This window comes from Sphingomonas sp. QA11 (assembly GCF_028473665.1).
In the GTDB taxonomy this organism is placed as follows: Bacteria; Pseudomonadota; Alphaproteobacteria; order Sphingomonadales; family Sphingomonadaceae; genus Sphingomonas; species Sphingomonas phytovorans.
Genome location: NZ_CP098774.1, coordinates 5019468 through 5039970, shown reverse-complemented (window position 1 = coordinate 5039970; position 20503 = coordinate 5019468). Strand labels below are relative to the sequence as shown.

Here is a 20503-nt window from a genome sequence, read left to right as displayed (position 1 = left end):
TCACTTCCCGTCTCCGACACATTATCGCCGGCAATAAGCCGGACGAAGCCTAGCCCCGCGTACGGGCCTGGCGGTAGGTCCCCAGCACGCGTACCCATTTCGAATGGAAGCCGAGTTCGGCGATCGCGTTGTCGAGACGGGGGTCGCCGGGCTTGCCCTCGACATCGGCGTAGAATTCGGTCGCGGCGAAGGTGCCGCCGCGCTGATAGCTTTCCAGCTTCGTCATGTTGACGCCGTTGGTCGCGAAGCCGCCCATCGCCTTGTACAGCGCTGCGGGCACGTTCTTCACCTCGAAGATCAGCGTCGTCATGAACGGACCGTCGCCGACCGGCGAAAGGCCGGCGCGCGCCAGCACCAGGAAACGCGTGGTATTGTGGTCGGCATCGGCGATGCCGTCGCACAGGATATCCAGCCCGTAGATCGGCGCTGCCATCGGCGGGGCCAGGGCGGCGACCTTCGGATCGCCGATCTCGGCGACCAGCGCGGCAGCGCCCGCCGTGTCGGGATAGGCGACCGGCAGGATATTGCGCTCGCGCAGCCAGTGGCGGCACTGGCCGAGTGCCTGGGGATGGCTCGTCGCCTCGCGCACGCCCTCGATCGGGCCCGATCCCATCAGCGCATAATGGATCGGCAGGAAATGCTCGCCGGTGATCACCAGCCCTGATTCGGGCAGCAGGAAATGCATGTCGGCGACACGGCCGTGCAGCGAATTCTCGATCGGGATGATCGCGCAATCGGCACGCCCTTCCCGTACCGCGTCGATCGCGTCGGCGAAGTCGAAACAGGGCAAGGGCAGGCAATCGGGGAAAGCCTGGAGCGCCGCGATATGCGAATTGGCGCCGGGCGCGCCCTGGAAGGCGACGGCGCGTTCCGGGTGGGCGGCGGCTTCCTCGATCATGCGTGCGACGATCGGTCGTGCTGGGGCTGCGAAATTTTCCATGGAGCGGCGCGCTTACCGGGGCGTTTGTTCCCGCACAAGCGTGGCTTGCGGTGGCGCTCCACCGAATCTAAAGGGAGCCGACTTTCCGACAGGGGCAACTGGGCAATGGACAATCGGACGAACACGATCGCGGGCTGGGTGCTCGGCGCATGCGGCGTGGCGCTGGGGCTTTCGATCGTGGGCGGAATGGTGTTCCAGCCCCATCATTCCGAGAAGATGGGATATCCGATCGAGGGTGTCGCTGAAGAGGGCGCTGGCGGCGGTGCGGCCGACGTGCCGATCGCGACGCTGATGGCGACGGCCGATCCCGCCAAGGGCGCCGACGTGTTCAAGAAGTGCGCTGCCTGCCACACGATCAACCAGGGCGGCCCGAACGGCATCGGCCCGAATCTCTACGCCACGCTTGGCGAGGGCATCGCCGAGGGCAAGGGCGGCTTCGCCTTCTCCGATGCGCTCAAGGCGAAGGGCGGCAAGTGGGACTTCGACGCGATGAACCACTGGTTGACCAGCCCGCGCGCCTTTGCCAGCGGCACGAAGATGACCTTTGCCGGCTTGGGCAATCCCCAGGATCGCGCCAACGTGATCGCCTATCTGAATCAGCAGGGTTCGAACCTGCCGCTTCCGGCAGCACCCGCCGCGGGCGCGGCCCCGGCAGCAGCCGAGGGCGCGGCCAACGCGGCCGCACCGGCAGCGAATGCGTCGGAAGGCGCGGCACCCGCAGCCGGTGCGCCGTCGGTCGATCCGGCCGCCGCGGCACAGGCAGAAAAGAAGAAGTAATCGCAAGCCCCGGCGAACGCCGGGTCCGGGCACAAAAAAGGGCCGCGCCTTCCGGCGCGGCCCTTTTTTCATGTCACTCGGCGAGCCGGTCCGGATCGTCGCGATAGAAATCCTGCACGACCTGCCAGGCTTCTTCAGCCGTCTCGACGAAGGTGAAGATATTGAGGTCGCGTGCGGAGACGACGCCTTCCTCGACCAGCGCCTCGAAATTGACCACCCGGTTCCAGAAATCGCGGCCGAACAGCAGTACGGGGATCGGCTTGATCTTGCCGGTCTGGATCAGCGTCAGCAGCTCGAACAGCTCGTCGAACGTGCCGAAGCCGCCCGGGAAAGCAGCGAGCGCGCGCGCGTGGAGCAGGAAGTGCATCTTCCGCAGCGCGAAATAATGAAACTGGAAGCTGAGCGAGGGCGTGACATAGGGGTTCGGCGCCTGCTCGTGCGGCAGGACGATGTTGAGGCCGATCGTCTCGTAACCCGCCTCTGCCGCGCCGCGATTGGCCGCCTCCATGATCGAGGGGCCACCGCCCGAGCATACCACGAAGTGCCGCTTGCCAGCCTCGTCGCGCGGGAAGGCGCTGGCAAGCTGGGCCAGTTCATAGGCCACATCGTAATATTTCGACTTGGCAACCAGGCTTTTGGCGATACGGATCGCCTCCTCGCCCTGGGCGAGCTCGAGCAGCGCCTGCGCCTTGGCCGGCTCCGGAATGCGCGCCGAGCCGTACATCACGAAGGTCGAGGCGATATTCGCCTCGTCGAGCAGCAATTGCGGCTTCAGCAATTCCAGCTGGAATCGGACCGGGCGAAGATCCTCGCGCAACAGGAAATCCATGTCCTGGAAGGCGAGGCGATAGGCCGGGTTTTCGGTCTGGGGAGTGCTGAGCCCTGCATTGGCGGTCTCGGCATCCTGGCGGGCGCGCGGGAAGACCCGCGACGGTACGTGTGTCTCTGTCATTGGACCAGCCTCTAGCGGAAAAACCCGTCAATATGAAGGCTGCCCCGGCTGTCGCCTTTTTGCCGTCCGGCCACGGTTCGGCCGGCTCGAAGGCGCTCAGCGGCAGAAACGCGCGTGATCGTCCTCAAGATGCAGGTGGTTGGCGTGCGCCGCATTATAGTCCGGGCTCAGCACCGTGCCGAAGCGCTTGCAGGCAGAAGCATGGATCGTCTGCAGGAATTCGCGCACATCGGCATCGCCCGATCGCCAGCCATCGAGCACGGTGATCCGCCTGCCGTCCGCCAGCACGAAGCCGGAGATGTCGACGGCGTTGGCGATGGCGTGCCCCGACAGCCGGTTGCCCGCCGTCGCCGAGCCGATCACGTTGCGGCAGGCATAGGTACCGAAGCTTTCGACCCTGACGAGATCGCTGCCGAGAATCTGGCGCGCAGCCGGCGCGACCGCGTGGCGCGTCCAGGCGACGAACGTCCTGGCCAGCCCGCAGCGCATGCCCTTCAGATTGGTCACCGGCACACCGATGTCGATGAGCTGGACCGATCCGGTCACCTGGCACCCGCCGCCATAGTCGCGGTCGGGCAGCGGGCTGTAGCGCACCTGCTCGCGCGACAGATCGGCGAAACAGGCCTGGGTATCGCGTGAGGTGGGCAGGTTGAGCGTCACCGGCTTCGCCCCGACCGGCCGGGGCGGCGGACGATCATCACCACGCCCGCACGCCGCGAGCAGCAGGGTCAGCGCCATTGTCGCGACGACGAACCGCGGCCGGGCGGGGCAACCGGCGCTACGGGCCGTGTCGCGATCCCGGAGGAGTCGGCGGAATATCGGAAGCACCATATCAACAACCCCAGCATCGCCGCGACGACGCTTATCGCCCCGGCTGCCGAAGGCAATGTGACCCGTGCCGGGATACGGCAGGACGATGCCGATATGTGTCGCGGCAAAGCACGTCGCCCTTTTTCGCCGCGTCGCAGCAGAAATCACATTGACGCGACGGCGCAGATCGCTAGGGCCGTCGACGGGCCACGCGGTCCCAACGCCGCGCGTGCTCTCTGTAAGGAGAGACTATATGACTGAGTTACCTGCGCCTCCGGCGACGAAGCCGACGCGTCCTTATTTTTCGTCCGGTCCCTGCGCCAAGCCGCCGGGCTGGACCCCCGAAAAGCTCCAGACTCACGTGCTCGGCCGGTCGCACCGCTCGAAGCTCGGCAAGACGCGCCTGCAATACGCGATCGACCTGATGCGCGAGATGCTGCAGCTGCCAGACACCCATCGCATCGGCATCGTCCCCGGCTCCGACACCGGCGCGTTCGAGATGGCGATGTGGACCATGCTTGGCGCGAAGCCGGTGACGGCACTTGCCTGGGAGAGCTTCGGTGAGGGTTGGGTCACCGACGCCGTCAAGCAACTCGGGCTCGATCCGACCATCCTTCGCGCCGATTATGGCCAGCTTCCCGACCTGAACCAGGTCGACTGGTCGAACGACGTGCTGTTCACCTGGAACGGCACCACCTCCGGCGTGCGCGTGCCGAATGGCGACTGGATCCCGGACGATCGCGAGGGCCTGAGTTTCGCCGATTCGACCAGCGCGGTGTTCGCCTATGACCTGCCCTGGGACAAGATCGATGTCGCCACCTTCTCCTGGCAGAAGGTGCTTGGCGGCGAAGGCGGCCACGGCGTCCTGATCCTCGGCCCGCGCGCGGTCGAGCGGCTGGAAAGCTACACGCCGACATGGCCGTTGCCCAAGGTGTTCCGCCTTGTTTCGAAGGGCAAGCTCACCGAGGGCGTGTTCAAGGGCGAGACGATCAACACCCCGTCGATGCTCGCCGTCGAGGATGCCATCTTCGCGCTCGAATGGGCGAAGGATCTTGGCGGACTGAAGGCCCTGATCGCGCGCAGCGACGCCAATGCGGCGGCGCTCGACCGGATCGTCGCCGACCGCCCCTGGCTCGGACATCTCGCGCTCGACGAGGCCTCGCGGTCGAAGACCAGCGTGTGCCTGACGGTCGAGGGCGCCGACGAAGCGCTGATCAAGAAGCTCGCGGGCCTGCTCGAAGCCGAGCACGCCGCCTATGACATCGCGGGCTATCGCGATGCCCCGGCGGGCCTCCGCATCTGGTGCGGCGCGACCGTCGACACCGCCGATATCGAGGCGCTCGGTCCCTGGCTCGACTGGGCCTACGCCTCGGTCACCGCCGCCGCCTGACATCCTTGGGTTCCCGCGAAGGCGGGAACCCAGTCTGTGCTCCCGCCTTCGCGGGAGCACAACATCCCACGATCATGAAAGGCATCACCATGCCCAAAGTCCTCATTTCCGATAAGATGGATCCCAAGGCCGCCCAGATCTTCCGCGAGCGCGGCGTCGAGGTCGACGAGATCACCGGCAAGACCCCCGACGAGCTGAAGGCGATCATCGGCCAGTATGACGGCCTCGCCATCCGCAGCTCGACCAAGGTGACCAGGGACATCCTGGCGCACGCCACCAACCTGAAGGTGGTCGGCCGCGCCGGCATCGGCGTCGACAATGTTGATATCCCCGCTGCTTCCGCACAGGGCGTGGTCGTCATGAACACCCCGTTCGGCAATTCGATCACCACCGCCGAACATGCCATCGCGCTGATGTTCGCGCTCGCCCGCCAGCTGCCCGAGGCCGACGCCTCGACCCAGGCCGGCAAGTGGGAGAAGAATCGCTTCATGGGCGTCGAGCTGACCAGCAAGACGCTCGGCCTGATCGGCGCCGGCAATATCGGATCGATCGTCGCCGACCGCGCCCGCGGCCTCAAGATGAAGGTGGTCGCGTTCGATCCGTTCCTCACCCCCGAGCGCGCGGTCGAAATGGGCGTTGAGAAGGCCACGCTTGAGGACCTGCTGGCCCGCGCCGACTTCATCACGCTGCACACGCCGCTGACCGACCAGACGCGCAACATCCTGTCGGCCGAGAATCTGGCGAAGACCAAGAAGGGCGTGCGCATCATCAACTGCGCGCGCGGCGGGCTGATCGACGAGGCGGCGCTGAAGGCCGGGCTCGATTCAGGTCATATCGCGGGCGCGGCGCTCGATGTGTTCGTCGAGGAGCCGGCGAAGGATTCGCCACTGTTCGGCACGCCCAACTTCGTCTCGACCCCGCATCTCGGCGCCTCCACCTCGGAAGCGCAGGTCAACGTCGCGATCCAGGTCGCCGAGCAGATGGCCGATTATCTCGTCTCCGGCGGGGTGACCAACGCGCTCAACGTGCCGAGCCTGTCAGCCGAGGAAGCGCCGAAGCTGAAGCCGTACATGGCGCTGGCGGAGAAACTCGGCAGCCTGATCGGCCAGCTCGCGCACGGTGCCCTTTCCGGCATCGCGATCGAGGTCGAGGGCGCGGCCGCGTCGCTTAACCAGAAGCCGATCACCAGCGCGGTGCTCGCGGGGCTGATGCGCGTCCACACCGACACGGTGAACATGGTCAACGCCCCCTATCTGGCTAAGGAACGCGGCATCGACGTACGCGAGGTGCGCCATGACCGCGAGGGCGATTATCACACGCTGCTCCGCGTGACGGTGAAGACGGATGCCGGCGACCGCTCGGTCGCGGGCACGCTGTTCGGCGACGCCGCCCCGCGCCTGGTCGAGCTGTTCGGCATCAAGGTCGAGGCCGATCTGGTCGGGCACATGCTGTACGTGGTCAACGAGGACGCGCCCGGCTTCATCGGCCGGCTCGGCTCGCTGCTCGGCGAGGAAGGCGTGAACATCGGCACCTTCCATCTCGGCCGCCGTTCGGCCGGCGGCGAGGCCGTGCTGCTGCTCTCGGTCGACGAGGCGGTGACGCAGGAACTCATCGCCAAGGTCCGCGCGCTGGCCGGCGTGAAGACCGTGATGGGGTTGTCATTCTGAGCCACTTAAGCCCTCTCCCCTCCGGGGAGAGGGGCTGTGACGTGAACAAGTGAGGCGATGCGGAACCGCGCAAAACAAATGCGCAGCGAGCAGACGCGTCCGAAACGCGTCTCTGATACCATCTCCGCGCCAAGCGCTTGAACGACATCAAGTTTACCCGGCAGGTGGTCATAGGATCCTATATTGCCTACTTCGTCGCGCGATCGCACAAGCTGATCGTAGAGGTTGACGGGGACACGCATGGAGACGACGGGGAGCACGACACGCGGCGGACTGCGTGGCTGGAACAACAAGGCTATCGAGTGATCCGATTCGCGAACGCAGAAGTGATGGGAAACGAGGAGGCTGTGCTTTCAGCCATTCTCGCTGCGCTTCATACTGCCCCTCTCCCCGGCCCTCTCCCCGCAAGCGGGGAGAGGGAGAAGTGAGCAGCCTACTCCCCGAAGGTTTCCGCGACCGGCTACCGCCGTTCGGCGATGCCGCCGCACGTCTTGAGGCGGCGGTGCTCGGGGCCGCCTATGCGCATGGATATGAGCGCGCCGACCCGGCGCTCGCCGAATTCGAGGCGGGGCTGGCCGGCCGGCTGAAGGCGGCGCGCGCGCAGGATGCGGTGCGCTTCGTCGATCCCGTGTCGCAGGCGACGCTCGCCATCCGGCCCGACATGACCGCGCAGATCGGCCGGATCGCCGCCACCCGCATGGGGCACCATCCGCGCCCCGTGCGCCTGTCCTATGCCGGCCCGGTGCTGAAGCTCCGCGCGTCGCAGCTCAGCCCCGAACGCGAACTGCGCCAGATCGGCTGCGAGCTGATCGGACTTGATACGGTCGCCGCGGCGAAGGAGATCGTCGGAGTCGCGGTCGAGGCGCTGGAGGCTGCCGGGGTGCGTGGCGTTTCGATCGATTTCACGTTGCCGGACCTGGTCTCGATCCTTGCCGCAGGCCCGCTGCCCCTCGATCCTGCCTTGATCGAGCCGCTCCGCGACCGGCTCGACGCCAAGGATGCCGGCGGCGTGGCGGAAATCGCCCCCGCCTATCTCCCGCTGATCGAGTCAGCCGGCCCGTTCGACGCGGCACATGACCGGCTGTGCGCCTTCGATGTCGGCGGCGCCCTGCGCTCGCGGCTCGACGGGCTGTGGCAGATCGCGTCGGGCCTGAAAGGGCGCACCGCGCTGACGCTCGATCCGACCGAGCGCCACGGCTTCGAATATCAGACCTGGCTCGGCTTCTCGATTTTCGCCGACGGCGTGCGTGGCGAAATCGGCCGGGGCGGCAGCTACACCATCGTCCATGAGGATGGCAGCGAGGAAGCCGCGACCGGCTTCTCGCTCTATGTCGACGCGATCGTCGCGGCCGGCCTGGCCGATGTGGATCGCCGGCGCCTGTTCGTGCCAATGGATACCGACCCGGCCCACGCCGTCGCGATGCGCGCGCAGGGCTGGGTCACCGTCGCGGCGCTCGAGGCGGGCGATACGCCCGAAGCGCAGCTCTGCACGCATATTTTGGTGGAGGGGACGGCCCGGCCGCTCTAACACCCACCCGTTCGTCCTGAGTGCCATTGAGCTTGTCGACATGGCGGATCGAAGGACAAGCGTCGCATGCTCCAACTGTCCTTCGATACGGGTCTTCGACTTCGCTCAGCCCCTACTCAGGACGAACGGAAGATAAGGAAGAGTTTTGGCAAACGTTGCGGTTATCGGCGCCCAATGGGGCGATGAGGGCAAGGGCAAGATCGTCGACTGGCTCGCCGAGCGCGCCGACATGGTCGTGCGGTTCCAGGGCGGGCACAATGCCGGCCATACGCTGGTCGTCGGCGAGAAGGTCTACAAGCTGTCGCTGCTGCCCTCGGGCATCGTGCGCGGCACGCCGTCGGTGATCGGCAACGGCGTCGTGCTCGATCCCTGGGCGCTCAAGGCCGAAGTAGAGAAACTCGCGGGCCAAGGCGTGTCGATCAGCCCCGAGACGCTGATGATCGCCGACAATTGCGCGCTGATCCTGCCGTTCCACCGCGATCTCGATTCTTTGCGCGAGGACGCAAGCGGCGCGGGCAAGATCGGCACGACTCGGCGCGGCATCGGCCCGGCCTATGAGGACAAGGTCGGGCGCCGCGCGATCCGGGTGTGCGACCTCGCCCATCTCGACGCGCTCGATTCGCAGCTCGACCGTCTGACCGCGCATCACGATGCGCTGCGCGCGGGCTTCGGCGAGCCGCCGATCGACCGCGCCGCGCTGGTCGAGGAACTGCGCGCGATCGCCGATTTCGTGCTGTCCTTCGCCAGGCCAGCCTGGCGCGACCTGAATGAAGCGCGCGCCCGCGGACGGCGCATCCTGTTCGAGGGCGCGCAGGGCGTGCTGCTCGATGTCGACCACGGCACCTATCCCTTCGTCACCTCGTCCAACACGATCGCCGGCACGGCGGCGGGCGGATCGGGGCTTGGCCCGAGCGCGGTCGGCTTCGTGCTCGGCATCGCCAAGGCCTATACGACGCGTGTCGGCTCAGGCCCTTTCCCGACCGAGCTCGAGAACGAAACCGGCGAACGGCTGGGCGAACGCGGGCATGAGTTCGGCACCGTGACCGGGCGCAAGCGCCGCTGCGGCTGGTTCGATTCGGTGCTGGTGCGGCAATCCGCCGCGGTCGGCGGGATCACCGGCATCGCGCTGACCAAGATCGACGTGCTCGACGGGTTCGACGAGGTGAAGATCTGTACCGGCTACAGGCTGCGCGGCGAGACGCTCGACTATTTCCCCTCGCATGCCGCCGATCAGGCTGCGGTCGAGCCGGTCTATGAGACGATGCCGGGCTGGCAGGAATCGACCGCCGGCGCACGGAGCTGGGCTGACCTGCCCGCGCAGGCGATCAAATATATCCGCCGCATCGAGGAGCTGATCCGCTGCCCGGTGGCGCTGGTGTCGACCAGCCCCGAGCGCGAGGACACCATCCTGGTCCGCGATCCCTTCGCTGATTGAGTCGAAGGCGCGGACTATCGGTCAGCGGGTTTGCCCGTCACCCCGGACTTGTTCCGGGGTCCACCGTGCCGCCGACCAAAGCGCCGGTGAATTTGCGGAACAGCGGATGCCGGAACAAGTCCGGCATGACGGTGTAGTCGGGTCGAGAAATCGACTCCCGATCAGCGCCCGGTCTGGGCCCGGTGGAGCAGCTTCTGGTCGGCCAGCACGAGCGCGACCATCGCCTCGACCACCGGCACGCCGCGAATGCCGACACAGGGATCGTGGCGCCCCCTGGTCATGATCTCGGTCGCCTCGCCGGTGCGCGTGATCGTCTCCACCGGCGTCAGGATCGAACTGGTCGGCTTGAACGCGACACGGACTCGAACCGGCTGACCGGTCGCGATGCCGCCCGCGATGCCGCCGGCATGGTTGGCGAGGAATTCAGGCCCGTCCGCGCCGGGACGCATCGCATCGGCATTGTCCTCGCCGCGCAGCGCCGCTGCGTCGAACCCGTCGCCGATCTCGACGCCCTTCACCGCATTGATGCTCATGCAGGCCGAGGCGAGCTCGGCGTCGAGCTTGGCATAGAGCGGGGCTCCCCAGCCGGCCGGCACGCCGGTCGCCTCGCAGGCAATCACCGCGCCGAGCGACGAGCCGGCCTTGCGCGCGCCGTCGACCAATGCCTCCCAGCGCATTGCCGCGTCGGCATCGGGGCAGAAAAAGGGATTCGCGTCGATCTGGTCGGGATCGAACTTGGTCGGATCGACCCGGTCGCCGCCGATCGCCTCGACCCAGGCGCGAATCCGCACCTCGGGGATCACCAGCCGCGCCACCGCGCCCGCCGCGACCCGTGACGCGGTCTCGCGCGCCGAGGAGCGCCCACCGCCGCGATAGTCGCGAAAGCCGTATTTGGCGTCATAGGCATAATCGGCATGGCCCGGGCGATAGGCCAGCGCGACCTCCGAATAGTCCTTGGAGCGCTGGTCGACATTGTCGATCATCAGGCTGATCGGCGTGCCGGTCGTCCTGCCCTCGAACACGCCGGAGAGGATGCGGACCTGGTCCGGCTCCTGCCGCTGCGTGGTGAAGCGCGAGGTGCCGGGGCGGCGCTTGTCGAGGAAGGGCTGGATATCGCCCTCGGCCAGGGCCAGCCCCGGCGGACACCCGTCGACCACCGCGCCGATGGCGGGGCCGTGCGATTCTCCCCAGGTAGTGAACCGGAAGACATGACCGAAACTGTTGAGACTCACTTACCCTCTCCCTGAAGGGGAGAGGGAGGGACCCGCCGCGTAGCGGTGGGAGGGTGAGGGTAAACCTCTCAACCCAACTCGTTCGATCATGGCTTGTCGCCCTCACCCTCCCACCGCTACGCGGCGGGTCCCTTCCCTCTCCCGCTGGGAGAGGGAAGAAAAATTATACCAATGCAATATCCGGCGCGTCTTCCGCCTTCATGCCGATCGCGTGATAGCCGGCATCGACATGGTGCACCTCGCCCGTCACGCCGCTCGCCAGGTCGCTGAGCAGATAGAGGCCGGCGCCGCCGACATCCTCGATCGTCACGTTGCGCTTCAACGGCGAGTTCAGCTCGTTCCACTTCAGGATCAGGCGGAAATCGCCGATGCCCGAGGCGGCGAGCGTCTTGATCGGCCCGGCCGAGATCGCGTTCACCCGGATATTGTCGCGCCCGAGATCGACCGCGAGATACTGCACGCTGGTCTCGAGCGCTGCCTTGGCCACGCCCATGACGTTATAATGCGGGATCACCTTTTCCGCGCCATAATAGCTGAGCGTCAGCAGCGATCCGCCATTCGTCATCATCGCCGCCGCCCGCTGCGCCACCGCGACGAAGCTGTAGACCGAGATGTTCATGGTCGTCAGGAAATTGTCGAGGCTGGTGTCCATAAAGCGGCCGCGCAGCTCGTTCTTGTCCGAAAAGCCGATCGCATGGACGACGAAGTCGATCGTCGGCCAGTCCTTCGCCAGATCGGCAAAGGCATTGTCGAGCGCTGTCATGTCGGAGACGTCGCAATCGATCAGACGCGTCGAGCCGAGCTGCTCGGCGAGCGGCCTGACGCGCTTCTCGAGCGCTTCACCCTGATACGAAAACGCGAGCTCAGCGCCTGCTTCGCTGAGCTTCTTGGCGATTCCCCAGGCGAGCGACCGATCATTGGCCAGACCCATGATCAATCCGCGCTTGCCCTGCATCAATCCCGTCACGCTGCTGCCGCCTCCTCTTTGTTGCTGCCGCTGAGGTCCTCTACTCCCTCATCATCGGATTCCGCCAGTGCTGCGTTCAATTCGGCGCCAACGACCAGCCCGAGCCCGACGAAGAAGAAGAAGATCAGCGCGATCATCACGCCGGCCAGACTGCCATAGGTCAGGTCGTAGCTCCCTAGCCTGCCAAGAATGACGGGAAGCAACGCCGTCACCAGCAGCCACCAGGCCGCAGTGAACAGCGCGCCGGGCCATTTGGGACATTTGCTCTCGCGATACTGCCGCGGGGTGAGCGAATAGAACACCATGTAGAGCGCCGCGAACAACGCAAGGCCCGGCGCGAGCCGGCTGAACGACACGACCGTCGCCGCGTCCGCCGCGAAGGGCAGCACGCGCACGATGAACTGCTCGACCGCGAGCAGCATGATCTGGAAGCTGAAGGCAACGAGGATCAGGATCATCGCGGTCAGGATCAGCCCGATCGACCAGAGGCGATATTGCCAGAAGGGTCGGATCGACTTCACCCCATAAGCGCGGCGCAGGATGTCGCGAATCGTCTCGATGAAGCTTGCCGTGGTCCACAGGCCGACGATCGCACCGAACCAGAGGAGCGAGCCCGAGCGCGCGGTCAGCACGTCGGTGATCGGCGTCTGAAGCACCTGCGCGACGCCCGGCGGCACGGTGCGCAGGAACGCCTCGACCGCGTGCAAGCCCTCGCCGGTCTGGCCGAACAGTCGCGCGACCGCCGCCGCGACGATGAAGAAGGGAAACAGCGTCAGCAGCGAGAGATAGGCAAGGTTGCCGGCATGGACGAAACCGTCGGTATAGACACCGACCACGACGCGCTTCAGCACCTCGCGCGCGTAGCTGCCCGGCCGTACGAACGCCATGCGCCGGTTCAGCTTTGTCTGCCCCTCACCCGGCCTTTTGCGGCGCTCCTCGGGCGATTGGGGCGAAACTTCCTGCATCGGGCGATTAAACGCCCATATGCCCGCGCGGGTTGCCCTTGTCCCGGTCCTTCCATCCCTGGACGAACTCGGTCAGCGCGGCGTCGTCGGCCGGCACGTCGATCATCAGGGTGACGAGCTGGTCGCCCCGCGCGCCACCCTTCTTGTGGAAGCCGCGCCCGCGCAGGCGGAGCACCTTGCCCGAGGTCGAGCCGGCCGGGATGGTCAGCATCACCGCGCCCTCTACCGTCGGCACGCGCACCGATGCGCCAAGCACTGCCTCGGACAACGTGACCGGCAGGTCGAGCCTGACATCGTCACCCTCGCGCGCGAAGAAGCGGTGCGGCTGGACGGTGATCGTAACCATCCCGTCGCCGGCACCGCCCGGCCCGGGCTGGCCCTTGCCGGCGAGGCGCATCTGCGCGCCGCTTTCAAGGCCGGCAGGCAGCTTGAGGTCGATCGTCTTGCCGTCGGCCAGCGTGATGCGCTGCGGGCTGAGCGTCGCTGCATCAGTGAAGGAAACGTTGAGCTTGTAGGCGACATTGGCGCCCTTGGGCTGGGGCTTGCGCCCGAAACCGCCGAAACCGCTGGCGAAGCCGCCGCCGCCCCGCCCGCCGAACATGCCCTCGAAGATGTCGCTGATATCGGGCCCGTCCGCCTCGAACGACGACCCGCCGCCGCCCGGGCCGGGTCGGAAGCCGCCCTGCCCGCCGCCGCCGAAGCCGAACGGCGATGCGGGGTTGCCGTCGCCGTCGATCTCGCCGCGATCGAACCTGGCGCGCTTGTCCTTGTCCGTCAGCAGGTCATACGCATTGGTGACCTGGCTGAACCGCTCGGTCGCCTGCTTGTTGTCCTTGTTGCGATCGGGATGAAGCTCCTTTGCGAGCTTCCGATACGCCTTCTTGATGTCGGCCTCGCTGGCGGTGCGCTGCACGCCCAGCGTAGCATATGGATCGGCCACTTTTGCCCTCTGTTTCTATTCTGGTGCCTATTTGGGGGATCGCGGTCGGAAGCGCAAACCCCCCGGTCGTCAGGCAACCGCCTCAAGCACCGGCGCGACATCGACCGACACGGCCATCTTCTGCGCGCCCGACCCCAGCACCACCCCGTCGATCGGCGCGATCTCGCCATAGTCCCGGCCGATCGCCATGATGATATGGTCGCCCGCCATCCAGATGCCGTTGGTCGGATCGACCCCGACCCAGCCGAGACCGGGCCCGCACCACAGCAGCACCCAGGCATGAGTGGCGTCGGCGCCGACCAGGCGCGGCTGGCCGGGCGGCGGGATCGTGCGGATATAGCCCGAGGCATAGGCGGCGGGCAGCCCGGCGGCGCGCAGCCCGGTGATCATGATCTGCGCGAAATCCTGGCAGACGCCGCCGCGCTTCCGGAACGCCTCGTGCGGCACGGTATCGACCAGCGTCGCCTCCGGATCGAAGGCGAAGTCGTTCTGGATGCGCCGGGCAAGCGCGATCGCCGCCTCGAGCGACGGGCGATCAGGCTGGAGATCCTGCGCACACCATTCGGCGATATCGCGGTCGAGCGGGATCAGCGGCGAGGGAAAGAGATAATTGGCGGGTCCGGCGGGCGAGGCGTCGCGACTCGCCCGCGCGGCGATCGCCACCTCCGCCAGAGTCGGGTCACTGTCCGACGGTATCGGCACCGGCCGGTCGACCAGGATCCGCGACATGCTTTCGATCACCAGATGGCGGACCGGTTCCTCGACCACCAGCCGCATGACATTGGCGAGCCCGGCCTCGGCGCGCGCCGGCGCGGTGCGGCCCGAGGGGCTGATCGTCAGGCGATAGTCGCGCAATGCCTGGCCCGACCAGTGGATCGGCTTCAGTCGCAGGTTGCACCGCGCGAACTTGACCGAGGCGCCATAGTCGAAGCGCGTTATGTGGCGGATATCGTAGATCACGCCAGGGTCAGCCCGCCGGCGCGCAGCGGCTCGGCGCCCTGGAGGAAGTAGCGCCGCGCAACCGCGTCCGACAGCGAGAAGAGACGCCGCTCAAGATCGCCCAGCACGTTTTCGTCGAGCGTCGCGGCGGTCGCGGTCGAGACGATCGACACAAGCAGGGTCGCCACCGCCTGTTGCGGTTCGTCCATCCCGTCGTCGCCGAGCACGGGCAGCGCGCGCATATGCTCGCAGATGCGATCGACCTGGAAGGCGAGCGAGCGCGGATTGCCCGGATCGAGCGCGACCAGATCGACCACCGGCACCCGCGCGATACCGGTCAGATAGCGCTGGCGATAGCTGATTTGGCTGTCGGCCAGGTCGAGCAAGGTCGACAGGTCGTCGACTGTCCCGTTGGCCATGCCGAACACCCGCACGGCACGCGTCACGGTCAGCGCGCGTTCGAGCCGGCGGCCGAGATCGTGGAAACGCCATGCGGCCGTCCGCCCCATATGCTCGGCCGAAAGGCCGGACAGCGCGGCATAGCGGCGCTGGAGCGACCCGGCCTTGTCGAGCATGCCGCCCTTGGTCGGGAACGGCGCGTCGAGCAGCTTGACCATATCGGCCGCGAGCCGGTCGCGCGAGCCGCGCCCGATGCCGCGCGCGAGCCGGTTGATCGCGCGGACGCTGTGCCAGCCGCCCTCCCCCGATTCCATCGCGGTACGCGCGAAGGAGGCAAGATCGGCACGGCGCAGGCTCGCCGGATGCGGCGCGGCGCCGATATTGACCGCCATGCCGACCAGCCGCCCGACCGTATCCGGCCCCAGCGCGGCGCCGGCATCCGCATCGATGGAATTGCCCAGCATCACGCGGATGATGCCGAGCAGCGCCTCGCCGCGTTCGAGATAGCGGCCAAGCCAGAAGAAATTGTCGGCCACCCGGCTCGGCAGGGTGCCCGGGTTGCGGCGGACATGGATCGAATCGCTCGGCGGCAGCAGCGAGACCGGGGCGACCGGTTCGGCCCCGTGAATGGCGACATCGGCCGACCAATTTCCCTCGCCCATCACCGAGGCGCGGGGATCCTTGTGCTCGCCGATCCGCGCGAAACCGCCCGGCATGATCGCCCATCCGCCGTCCGCACCGCGCGCCGCGAAGACGCGAAGCGTGAAGGGCCGCGCCGCGAGGCCATCGTCGGTGACGACCGGCATGGTCGACAGCCGCACGATCTCCTGCCCGACATAGTCCTGCGGCCGGCGGACCATGTCGTCGAGCAGCACCGCGCGCGCCGCACCGGTGATCTCGGCGCCGGGGCGCGGGGCCGCGCCGTCGAGGCCAAGCGGCTGGACACCGAAGGCGGGACCGATCAGCAGCTTGTCGAGATCCTCGATCACCCGAGCACGCTCCTGGTCCTGCCCACACCACCAGGTGGCGATGTTGGGCAGCAGCAGGTCGTTGCCGGTCAGGCGGGTGGCGAGCATCGGCAGGAAGGCAGCGAAGGCGGGCGATTCGAGCACGCCGGCGCCCGGCACGTTGGAGATGACGACATTGCCCGCCGCCATCGCGTCGATCAGACCGGGCACGCCGATGCCGGAATGCGAATCGAAGGCGAGCGGATCGAGCAGGCGCGGATCGAGCCGGTTCCAGATCGCATCGACCCGCTTCAGCCCGCCGATCGTGCGGACATAGAGCTTGTCCTCGAGCGCGGCGAGATCGGCACCCTCGACCAGCAGCAACCCGAGATAGCGCGCGAGATGCGCCTGTTCGGGATAGCTGGGATTGTAGCGGCCGGGCGTCAGCAGCCCGATGCGCGGATCGGCACGGCGGCACGCGGCGGCGAGCCCGTCGCGATAGGCGGCGAAGAACGGCGCATGCCGCTTGACGTTGAGCCGCCCCTGCAACCCACCCAGGGTACGCGAGATCGCCAGCCGGTTCTCCAGCGCATAGCCGGCCCCGGCCGGCGCGCGCAGATGATCGGCCAGCACGCGCCATTCGCCGGTCGGTCCACGCCCCAGGTCGACCGCGATGAAATGGAGGTGGTGCCCGCCGGGCGGCACCAGCCCCGCCAGCGGCCGGAGGAAGAAAGGACTGCCCGCGACCAGGGTGGCGGGGATCAGGCCACGCTCGACCAGTTTCGCATCGCCATAGAGATCGGCGAGGATCGTCTCGAGCAATTCGGCGCGCTGAGCGACGCCAGCCTCGATCCCGGCCCATTCGTCGGCCTCGATCAACAGCGGGACGGGGGACAGCGGCCAGGCGCGCTCCTCGCTTTCGCCGATGATGCGGAAACCCGTGCCGATATCGGCCGCGTGGCGCTGTACCCGGTCGCGGGCATGGGCAAGGTCGTCGCCGGCGACGGCGGCCAGTTCCTCGAACATCGCGGTCCAGGCCGGATCGGCATGGCCGGCGCACAGCACGTCGCCCTGTTTCTCCCGCGCGCAATAGTCCGCAATCCAGCGCGCGGCATGGATGCTGGGATCGAGCAAAGAAGGGGCTGCGAGCGTGGCCATGGTGATGAGGGCGTTCCCCTACGAACCCGTCGACTCGACCACAATCCCTTCGCGCGTGCAACAAAGATCACAGGTCGGGCAGGATCTGGTCGGCGAATCCCCATCCGGCCAGCGCCCGCGAACTGGCGCGTTCGAGCAGTTCGGCCCCGTCGCGCACGCCCCAGCGATGGGCATTGTCGATATCGCGAAGCTCCGTCCAGCTCACCGGCGCCGCGACCGGTGCGCCGGATCGCGCCCGCGCGACATAGGGCAGCACGGCGGTCGAGCCGCGCTGGTTGCGCAGATAGTCGATGAAGATCAGCCCCTTGCGCTTCGCCTTGGCCATGGTCGCGATATAGCGGTCAGGCTCGGCCGCAGCGAGCGCGCGGGCGAAGCGTTCGGCGAAGTCCTTCACCGCCGGCCATTCGGCCCGGGGCGTCAGCGGCACCACGACATGCACGCCCTTGCCCCCCGACAGCATCGGGAAGCTGGTGAGCCCGATCTCGGCGAGATGGTTGCTGATATCCTCAGCCGCCTTCCTGACGATGTCGAAGCCAAGATCCTCGTCGGGATCGAGATCGAACACCATGCGATCGGGCTGCTCGAGCGTCGCCACCGACGATCCCCAGCCATGGAATTCGATCGTGCCCATCTGCACGCACGCCACCAGGCCATCGACGTCATCGACATAGAGATAATTCTCGGTCGACCCGTCCTTCTCCCGGATCGGCACCTGATGGACATGATCGCCGAAGGTGCCGGCGTCATGCTTCTGGAAGAAGCAGCGCTTCGCCCGGCCCTGCGGGCAGCGGACCAGGCTGATCGGACGGTTGGCCGCCCAAGGAAGCACGGCCGGCGCCATGAGCGCATAATAGTCGGCAAGATCGCCCTTGGTGACGTCCGAATCGGGGAAGATCAGCCGGTCGCGGCTGCTGACCTTCACGTGTACCTCGGCAACCGGCGCGCGATCGATCGGGACCGGCTTTTCGGCGACGACATCCTTTGCCGTCTTGTCCTCGCGCAATCCCAGGAAGCTCGGATGGCGCAGCACGCCGTCGGGCGTGGTTTCGGTATAGGCGATCTCGGCGACCAGCTTCGGCGTCACCCAATGCGCGCCGCGCACCGCAGCGCGCGGGGCCTCGACCGTGGGTGTCTTGCGCTCGATCCGGGCGAGTTTCGCCCTGATATCCATCATCATGCCGGTATCGAAACCGGTGCCGACCTTGCCGGCATAGGTGAAACCGTCGGGCCCGTTCAGCCCAAGCAGCAGCGAACGAAAACCGCGCGCCTTGTCCGACGGCGTCCAGCCGACGATCACGAATTCCTGCCGCCTGGTGCATTTGACCTTGAGCCAGTTCCTGGAGCGCTGCCCGCGATAGGTCGCGTCGGCGAGCTTCGAGACCACCCCCTCATAGCCTTCGCGGCACATCGTCTCGAACAAAGGCTCGCCGGAGCCAATGATATGCTCGGCGAACTGCAACCGCGCATCGGCGCCCTCGACCAGCGGCCGCAACCGTTCCTTGCGCTGGATATTGGGCAGGCCGGCGATGTCCTCTCCGTCGAGTTCGAGCAGGTCGAAGGCGAACAGGGTCATGTCGCCGCCAATGGCGATCGCGTCCTGCAGGGCCGAGAAGCTGGGCTTGCCGTCGCGGAAGGCGACGACCTCGCCGTCGATCAGCGCGCTGCCCGGCGTCAGGGTAGCCGCCGCCTCGGCGATGCCCGGGAATTTGTCCGTCCAATCGAGACCCGAACGGCTGTAGATTTTTACGTTGGTGCCGGCGACAGCGATGAACACGCGGTAGCCGTCATATTTAACCTCGTGCAGCCAACGGCTGCAGGTGGGAACACTGTCGACCAGGGTAGCGAGCTGGAAATCGCGGAGTTCAGGCAATTCTCCCCGGGAAGGGGAGGGAGATCGCCGAAGACGGTGCAGGGGGGCTGCGGCGGGCGTAGTGCGCGTGGCAGGTACCCCTCCACCAGCGACGCTGGCCCCCATCCCCGTTCCGGGGAGGATTTTTCCTTCGGCAATCTCGATCATCGTGCGACCGGTCGCGACGCTGGTCAGCGCAGTCTCGACCAGCGTGTCCGTACCACCAGCCTCCGCATCGTCGATCTTGCGCAGCAGCCAGTTCTCGCCCTTCTCCTTGCCGCGCGGTTTCAGGCGGATCAGCAACCATTCGCCCTTCATCCGCTCGCCATCGAGCACGAAGTGCAGATGGCCCTTGTCCAGATCCTTCGCGCTCTTGCCCTTGATCGGGGACCAGGTGCCGCGATCCCACAGCATCACCGTGCCGCCGCCATATTGGCCTTTGGGGATCGTGCCCTCGAACGTCGCGTAGGAGAGCGGGTGATCCTCGGTACGGACCGCCAGGCGCTTCTCGTTCGGGTCGAGGCTCGGGCCGCGGGTCACAGCCCAGCTTTTCAGGACACCGTCGATTTCGAGCCGGAAATCCCAGTGCAGGCGCGACGCATCATGCTTCTGCACCATGAAGCTGTTGCCATGGCCGGGCGCGAGCGTGCCCGCCGGTTCAGCGGTCTTCGCGAAATCGCGCTTCGCGTTGTAGCGAGCGAGGGGGTCGCGATCAGGCACGCTTTTTCGCCGCCGGTTTCTTCGCCGGGGCCGCGGGTGCCTTTCCGGCAGCCGGCTTCTTTGCCCTGGCGGTGTCCTTCGCGGGCGCGGCGCCCGGCTTCTCCATCGATTTCTTGAGCGCCGCCATCAGGTCGACGACGTTCGATCCCGACCGGCCGGCCGGCTCGTCGCTCGTATCCTCGATGATCTTGCGGCCCTTCGCCCTGCGCTTGCGCTCGACCAGTTCCTTCAGCGCGTCGACATAGCGATCGTGGAAGTCCTGCGGATGGAAAGCCCCGGTCTTCTTCTCGATCAGCGCCTGGGCAAGTTCCATCAGGTCCTCGTCGGGCTTCGCATCCGGGATATCGCGGAAATAGCCCTGCGCCTTGTTGACCTCGTCGGCATAGCGCAGCGTCTCGAGCACCATGCCGCGGCCGCACGGCTTGAGGCTCACCACATATTCGCGGCCGCGCATGGCAAGCTGGCCGAGCCCGACCTTCTTCGTCCGCCGAAGCGCCTCGCGCAGTACGATGAACGCCTCCTCGGCGAGTTCGTCGGCCGGCACGACGAAATAGGGTTTTTCGTAATAGAGCACGTCGATCTCGGCGGCATCGACGAACTGGGTGAGCTCGAGCGTCTTCTTCGACTCGAGCTTCACCGCGTCGATCTCGTCCTGTTCGAGCAGGACGAACTCGCCCTTCTCATATTCGAAGCCCTTCATGATCTCGTCGGTGTCGACCGGGCCGACGCCGGTCACCACCTTCTCGTAATGGATCGGCTTGCCGGTCGGTTCGTGGATCTGCTTGAAGCTGATCTGCGCGCCGGATTTGGTCGCGGTGTAGATCTCGACTGGGATCGAGACGAGCGCCAGCCTGATCTGTCCCTGCCAATAGGCGCGTGCGGCCATGT

Annotated in this window: 17 protein-coding genes; 6 read left to right on the top strand and 11 right to left on the bottom strand. The window is 66.8% G+C overall.

The features are described 5' to 3' along the window. Positions 1-49: 49 nt before the first annotated feature. A complete protein-coding gene (locus tag NDN01_RS23335; RefSeq protein WP_272624539.1) occupies positions 50-940 on the bottom strand; it encodes a prephenate dehydratase in 891 nt (296 codons plus the stop codon). A 105-nt stretch (positions 941-1045) separates the two neighbouring features. Between NDN01_RS23335 and NDN01_RS23330 the strand changes: the two genes are divergently transcribed. Then, a complete protein-coding gene (locus NDN01_RS23330) occupies positions 1046-1717 on the top strand; it encodes a c-type cytochrome (RefSeq protein ID WP_272624537.1) in 672 nt (223 codons plus the stop codon). A 73-nt stretch (positions 1718-1790) separates the two neighbouring features. On the opposite strand, the gene NDN01_RS23325 is transcribed toward NDN01_RS23330, so the two are convergent. Continuing rightward, on the bottom strand, positions 1791-2669 hold the full coding sequence (locus NDN01_RS23325; protein WP_272624535.1) for a TIGR00730 family Rossman fold protein: 879 nt from the start codon (positions 2667-2669) through the stop codon (positions 1791-1793). A 96-nt stretch (positions 2670-2765) separates the two neighbouring features. Next, the gene (locus NDN01_RS23320; RefSeq protein WP_272624534.1) at positions 2766-3407 is read right to left on the bottom strand and encodes an extensin family protein; all 642 of its coding nucleotides are present in this window, start codon (positions 3405-3407) and stop codon (positions 2766-2768) included. A 325-nt stretch (positions 3408-3732) separates the two neighbouring features. Between NDN01_RS23320 and NDN01_RS23315 the strand changes: the two genes are divergently transcribed. The 5 genes from NDN01_RS23315 to NDN01_RS23295 all read left to right on the top strand — a co-directional run bounded on the left by NDN01_RS23315 (position 3733) and on the right by NDN01_RS23295 (position 9499). Beyond that, positions 3733-4869 (top strand): phosphoserine transaminase, encoded by a 1137-nt coding sequence (locus tag NDN01_RS23315; protein ID WP_272624533.1) that lies wholly within the window; start codon positions 3733-3735, stop codon positions 4867-4869. An 89-nt stretch (positions 4870-4958) separates the two neighbouring features. Then, positions 4959-6536 carry a phosphoglycerate dehydrogenase gene (gene serA / locus NDN01_RS23310; protein ID WP_272628377.1) on the top strand — a complete coding sequence of 526 codons (1578 nt, stop codon included), beginning with the start codon at positions 4959-4961 and terminating at the stop codon, positions 6534-6536. 137 nt (positions 6537-6673) lie between these two features. Beyond that, the gene (locus tag NDN01_RS23305; RefSeq protein ID WP_272624531.1) at positions 6674-6964 is read left to right on the top strand and encodes an endonuclease domain-containing protein; all 291 of its coding nucleotides are present in this window, start codon (positions 6674-6676) and stop codon (positions 6962-6964) included. After that, complete coding sequence (locus tag NDN01_RS23300; RefSeq protein WP_272624529.1) at positions 6961-8064, top strand: ATP phosphoribosyltransferase regulatory subunit; 1104 nt, start codon at positions 6961-6963, stop codon at positions 8062-8064. Before NDN01_RS23305 ends, NDN01_RS23300 begins: the two co-directional genes overlap by 4 nt. Positions 8065-8209: 145 nt before the next feature. Then, positions 8210-9499 (top strand): adenylosuccinate synthase, encoded by a 1290-nt coding sequence (locus tag NDN01_RS23295; protein ID WP_272624527.1) that lies wholly within the window; start codon positions 8210-8212, stop codon positions 9497-9499. A 161-nt stretch (positions 9500-9660) separates the two neighbouring features. Here NDN01_RS23295 and aroC read toward each other — a convergent pair whose 3' ends face one another. The 8 genes from aroC to ku all read right to left on the bottom strand — a co-directional run bounded on the left by aroC (position 9661) and on the right by ku (position 20501). Beyond that, on the bottom strand, positions 9661-10731 hold the full coding sequence (gene aroC / locus NDN01_RS23290) for a chorismate synthase (RefSeq protein ID WP_272624526.1): 1071 nt from the start codon (positions 10729-10731) through the stop codon (positions 9661-9663). A gap of 163 nt (positions 10732-10894) precedes the next feature. Then, positions 10895-11698: an enoyl-ACP reductase FabI gene (gene fabI / locus NDN01_RS23285; protein ID WP_272624525.1), complete on the bottom strand. Its 804-nt coding sequence runs from the start codon at positions 11696-11698 to the stop codon at positions 10895-10897. Next, positions 11695-12663: a YihY/virulence factor BrkB family protein gene (locus tag NDN01_RS23280; RefSeq protein WP_272624523.1), complete on the bottom strand. Its 969-nt coding sequence runs from the start codon at positions 12661-12663 to the stop codon at positions 11695-11697. The genes fabI and NDN01_RS23280 overlap by 4 nt, the downstream gene beginning before the upstream one ends. A gap of 7 nt (positions 12664-12670) precedes the next feature. Further along, positions 12671-13603 (bottom strand): DnaJ C-terminal domain-containing protein, encoded by a 933-nt coding sequence (locus NDN01_RS23275; RefSeq protein ID WP_272624522.1) that lies wholly within the window; start codon positions 13601-13603, stop codon positions 12671-12673. A gap of 69 nt (positions 13604-13672) precedes the next feature. Beyond that, complete coding sequence (locus NDN01_RS23270; RefSeq protein ID WP_272624521.1) at positions 13673-14563, bottom strand: transglutaminase family protein; 891 nt, start codon at positions 14561-14563, stop codon at positions 13673-13675. Next, on the bottom strand, positions 14560-17046 hold the full coding sequence (locus NDN01_RS23265; RefSeq protein WP_272624519.1) for a circularly permuted type 2 ATP-grasp protein: 2487 nt from the start codon (positions 17044-17046) through the stop codon (positions 14560-14562). Before NDN01_RS23265 ends, NDN01_RS23270 begins: the two co-directional genes overlap by 4 nt. Positions 17047-17113: 67 nt before the next feature. Beyond that, entirely contained in the window at positions 17114-19615 is a 2502-nt protein-coding gene (gene ligD / locus NDN01_RS23260; RefSeq protein ID WP_272624517.1) for a DNA ligase D, read from the bottom strand. Further along, positions 19608-20501: a non-homologous end joining protein Ku gene (ku, locus tag NDN01_RS23255; RefSeq protein WP_272624515.1), complete on the bottom strand. Its 894-nt coding sequence runs from the start codon at positions 20499-20501 to the stop codon at positions 19608-19610. Before ku ends, ligD begins: the two co-directional genes overlap by 8 nt. Positions 20502-20503 lie beyond the last annotated feature (2 nt).

Bases quoted from the DNA above. Each gene is read 5' to 3' on its own strand.
- NDN01_RS23335 (WP_272624539.1), bottom strand. From the start codon at position 940: ATGGAAAATTTCGCAGCCCCAGCACGACCGATCGTCGCACGCATGATC.
- NDN01_RS23330 (WP_272624537.1), top strand. From the start codon at position 1,046: ATGGACAATCGGACGAACACGATCGCGGGCTGGGTGCTCGGCGCATGC.
- NDN01_RS23325 (WP_272624535.1), bottom strand. From the start codon at position 2,669: ATGACAGAGACACACGTACCGTCGCGGGTCTTCCCGCGCGCCCGCCAG.
- NDN01_RS23320 (WP_272624534.1), bottom strand. From the start codon at position 3,407: ATGGCGCTGACCCTGCTGCTCGCGGCGTGCGGGCGTGGTGATGATCGT.
- NDN01_RS23315 (WP_272624533.1), top strand. From the start codon at position 3,733: ATGACTGAGTTACCTGCGCCTCCGGCGACGAAGCCGACGCGTCCTTAT.
- serA (WP_272628377.1), top strand. From the start codon at position 4,959: ATGCCCAAAGTCCTCATTTCCGATAAGATGGATCCCAAGGCCGCCCAG.
- NDN01_RS23280 (WP_272624523.1), bottom strand. From the start codon at position 12,663: ATGCAGGAAGTTTCGCCCCAATCGCCCGAGGAGCGCCGCAAAAGGCCG.
- NDN01_RS23265 (WP_272624519.1), bottom strand. From the start codon at position 17,046: ATGGCCACGCTCGCAGCCCCTTCTTTGCTCGATCCCAGCATCCATGCC.
- ku (WP_272624515.1), bottom strand. From the start codon at position 20,501: ATGGCCGCACGCGCCTATTGGCAGGGACAGATCAGGCTGGCGCTCGTC.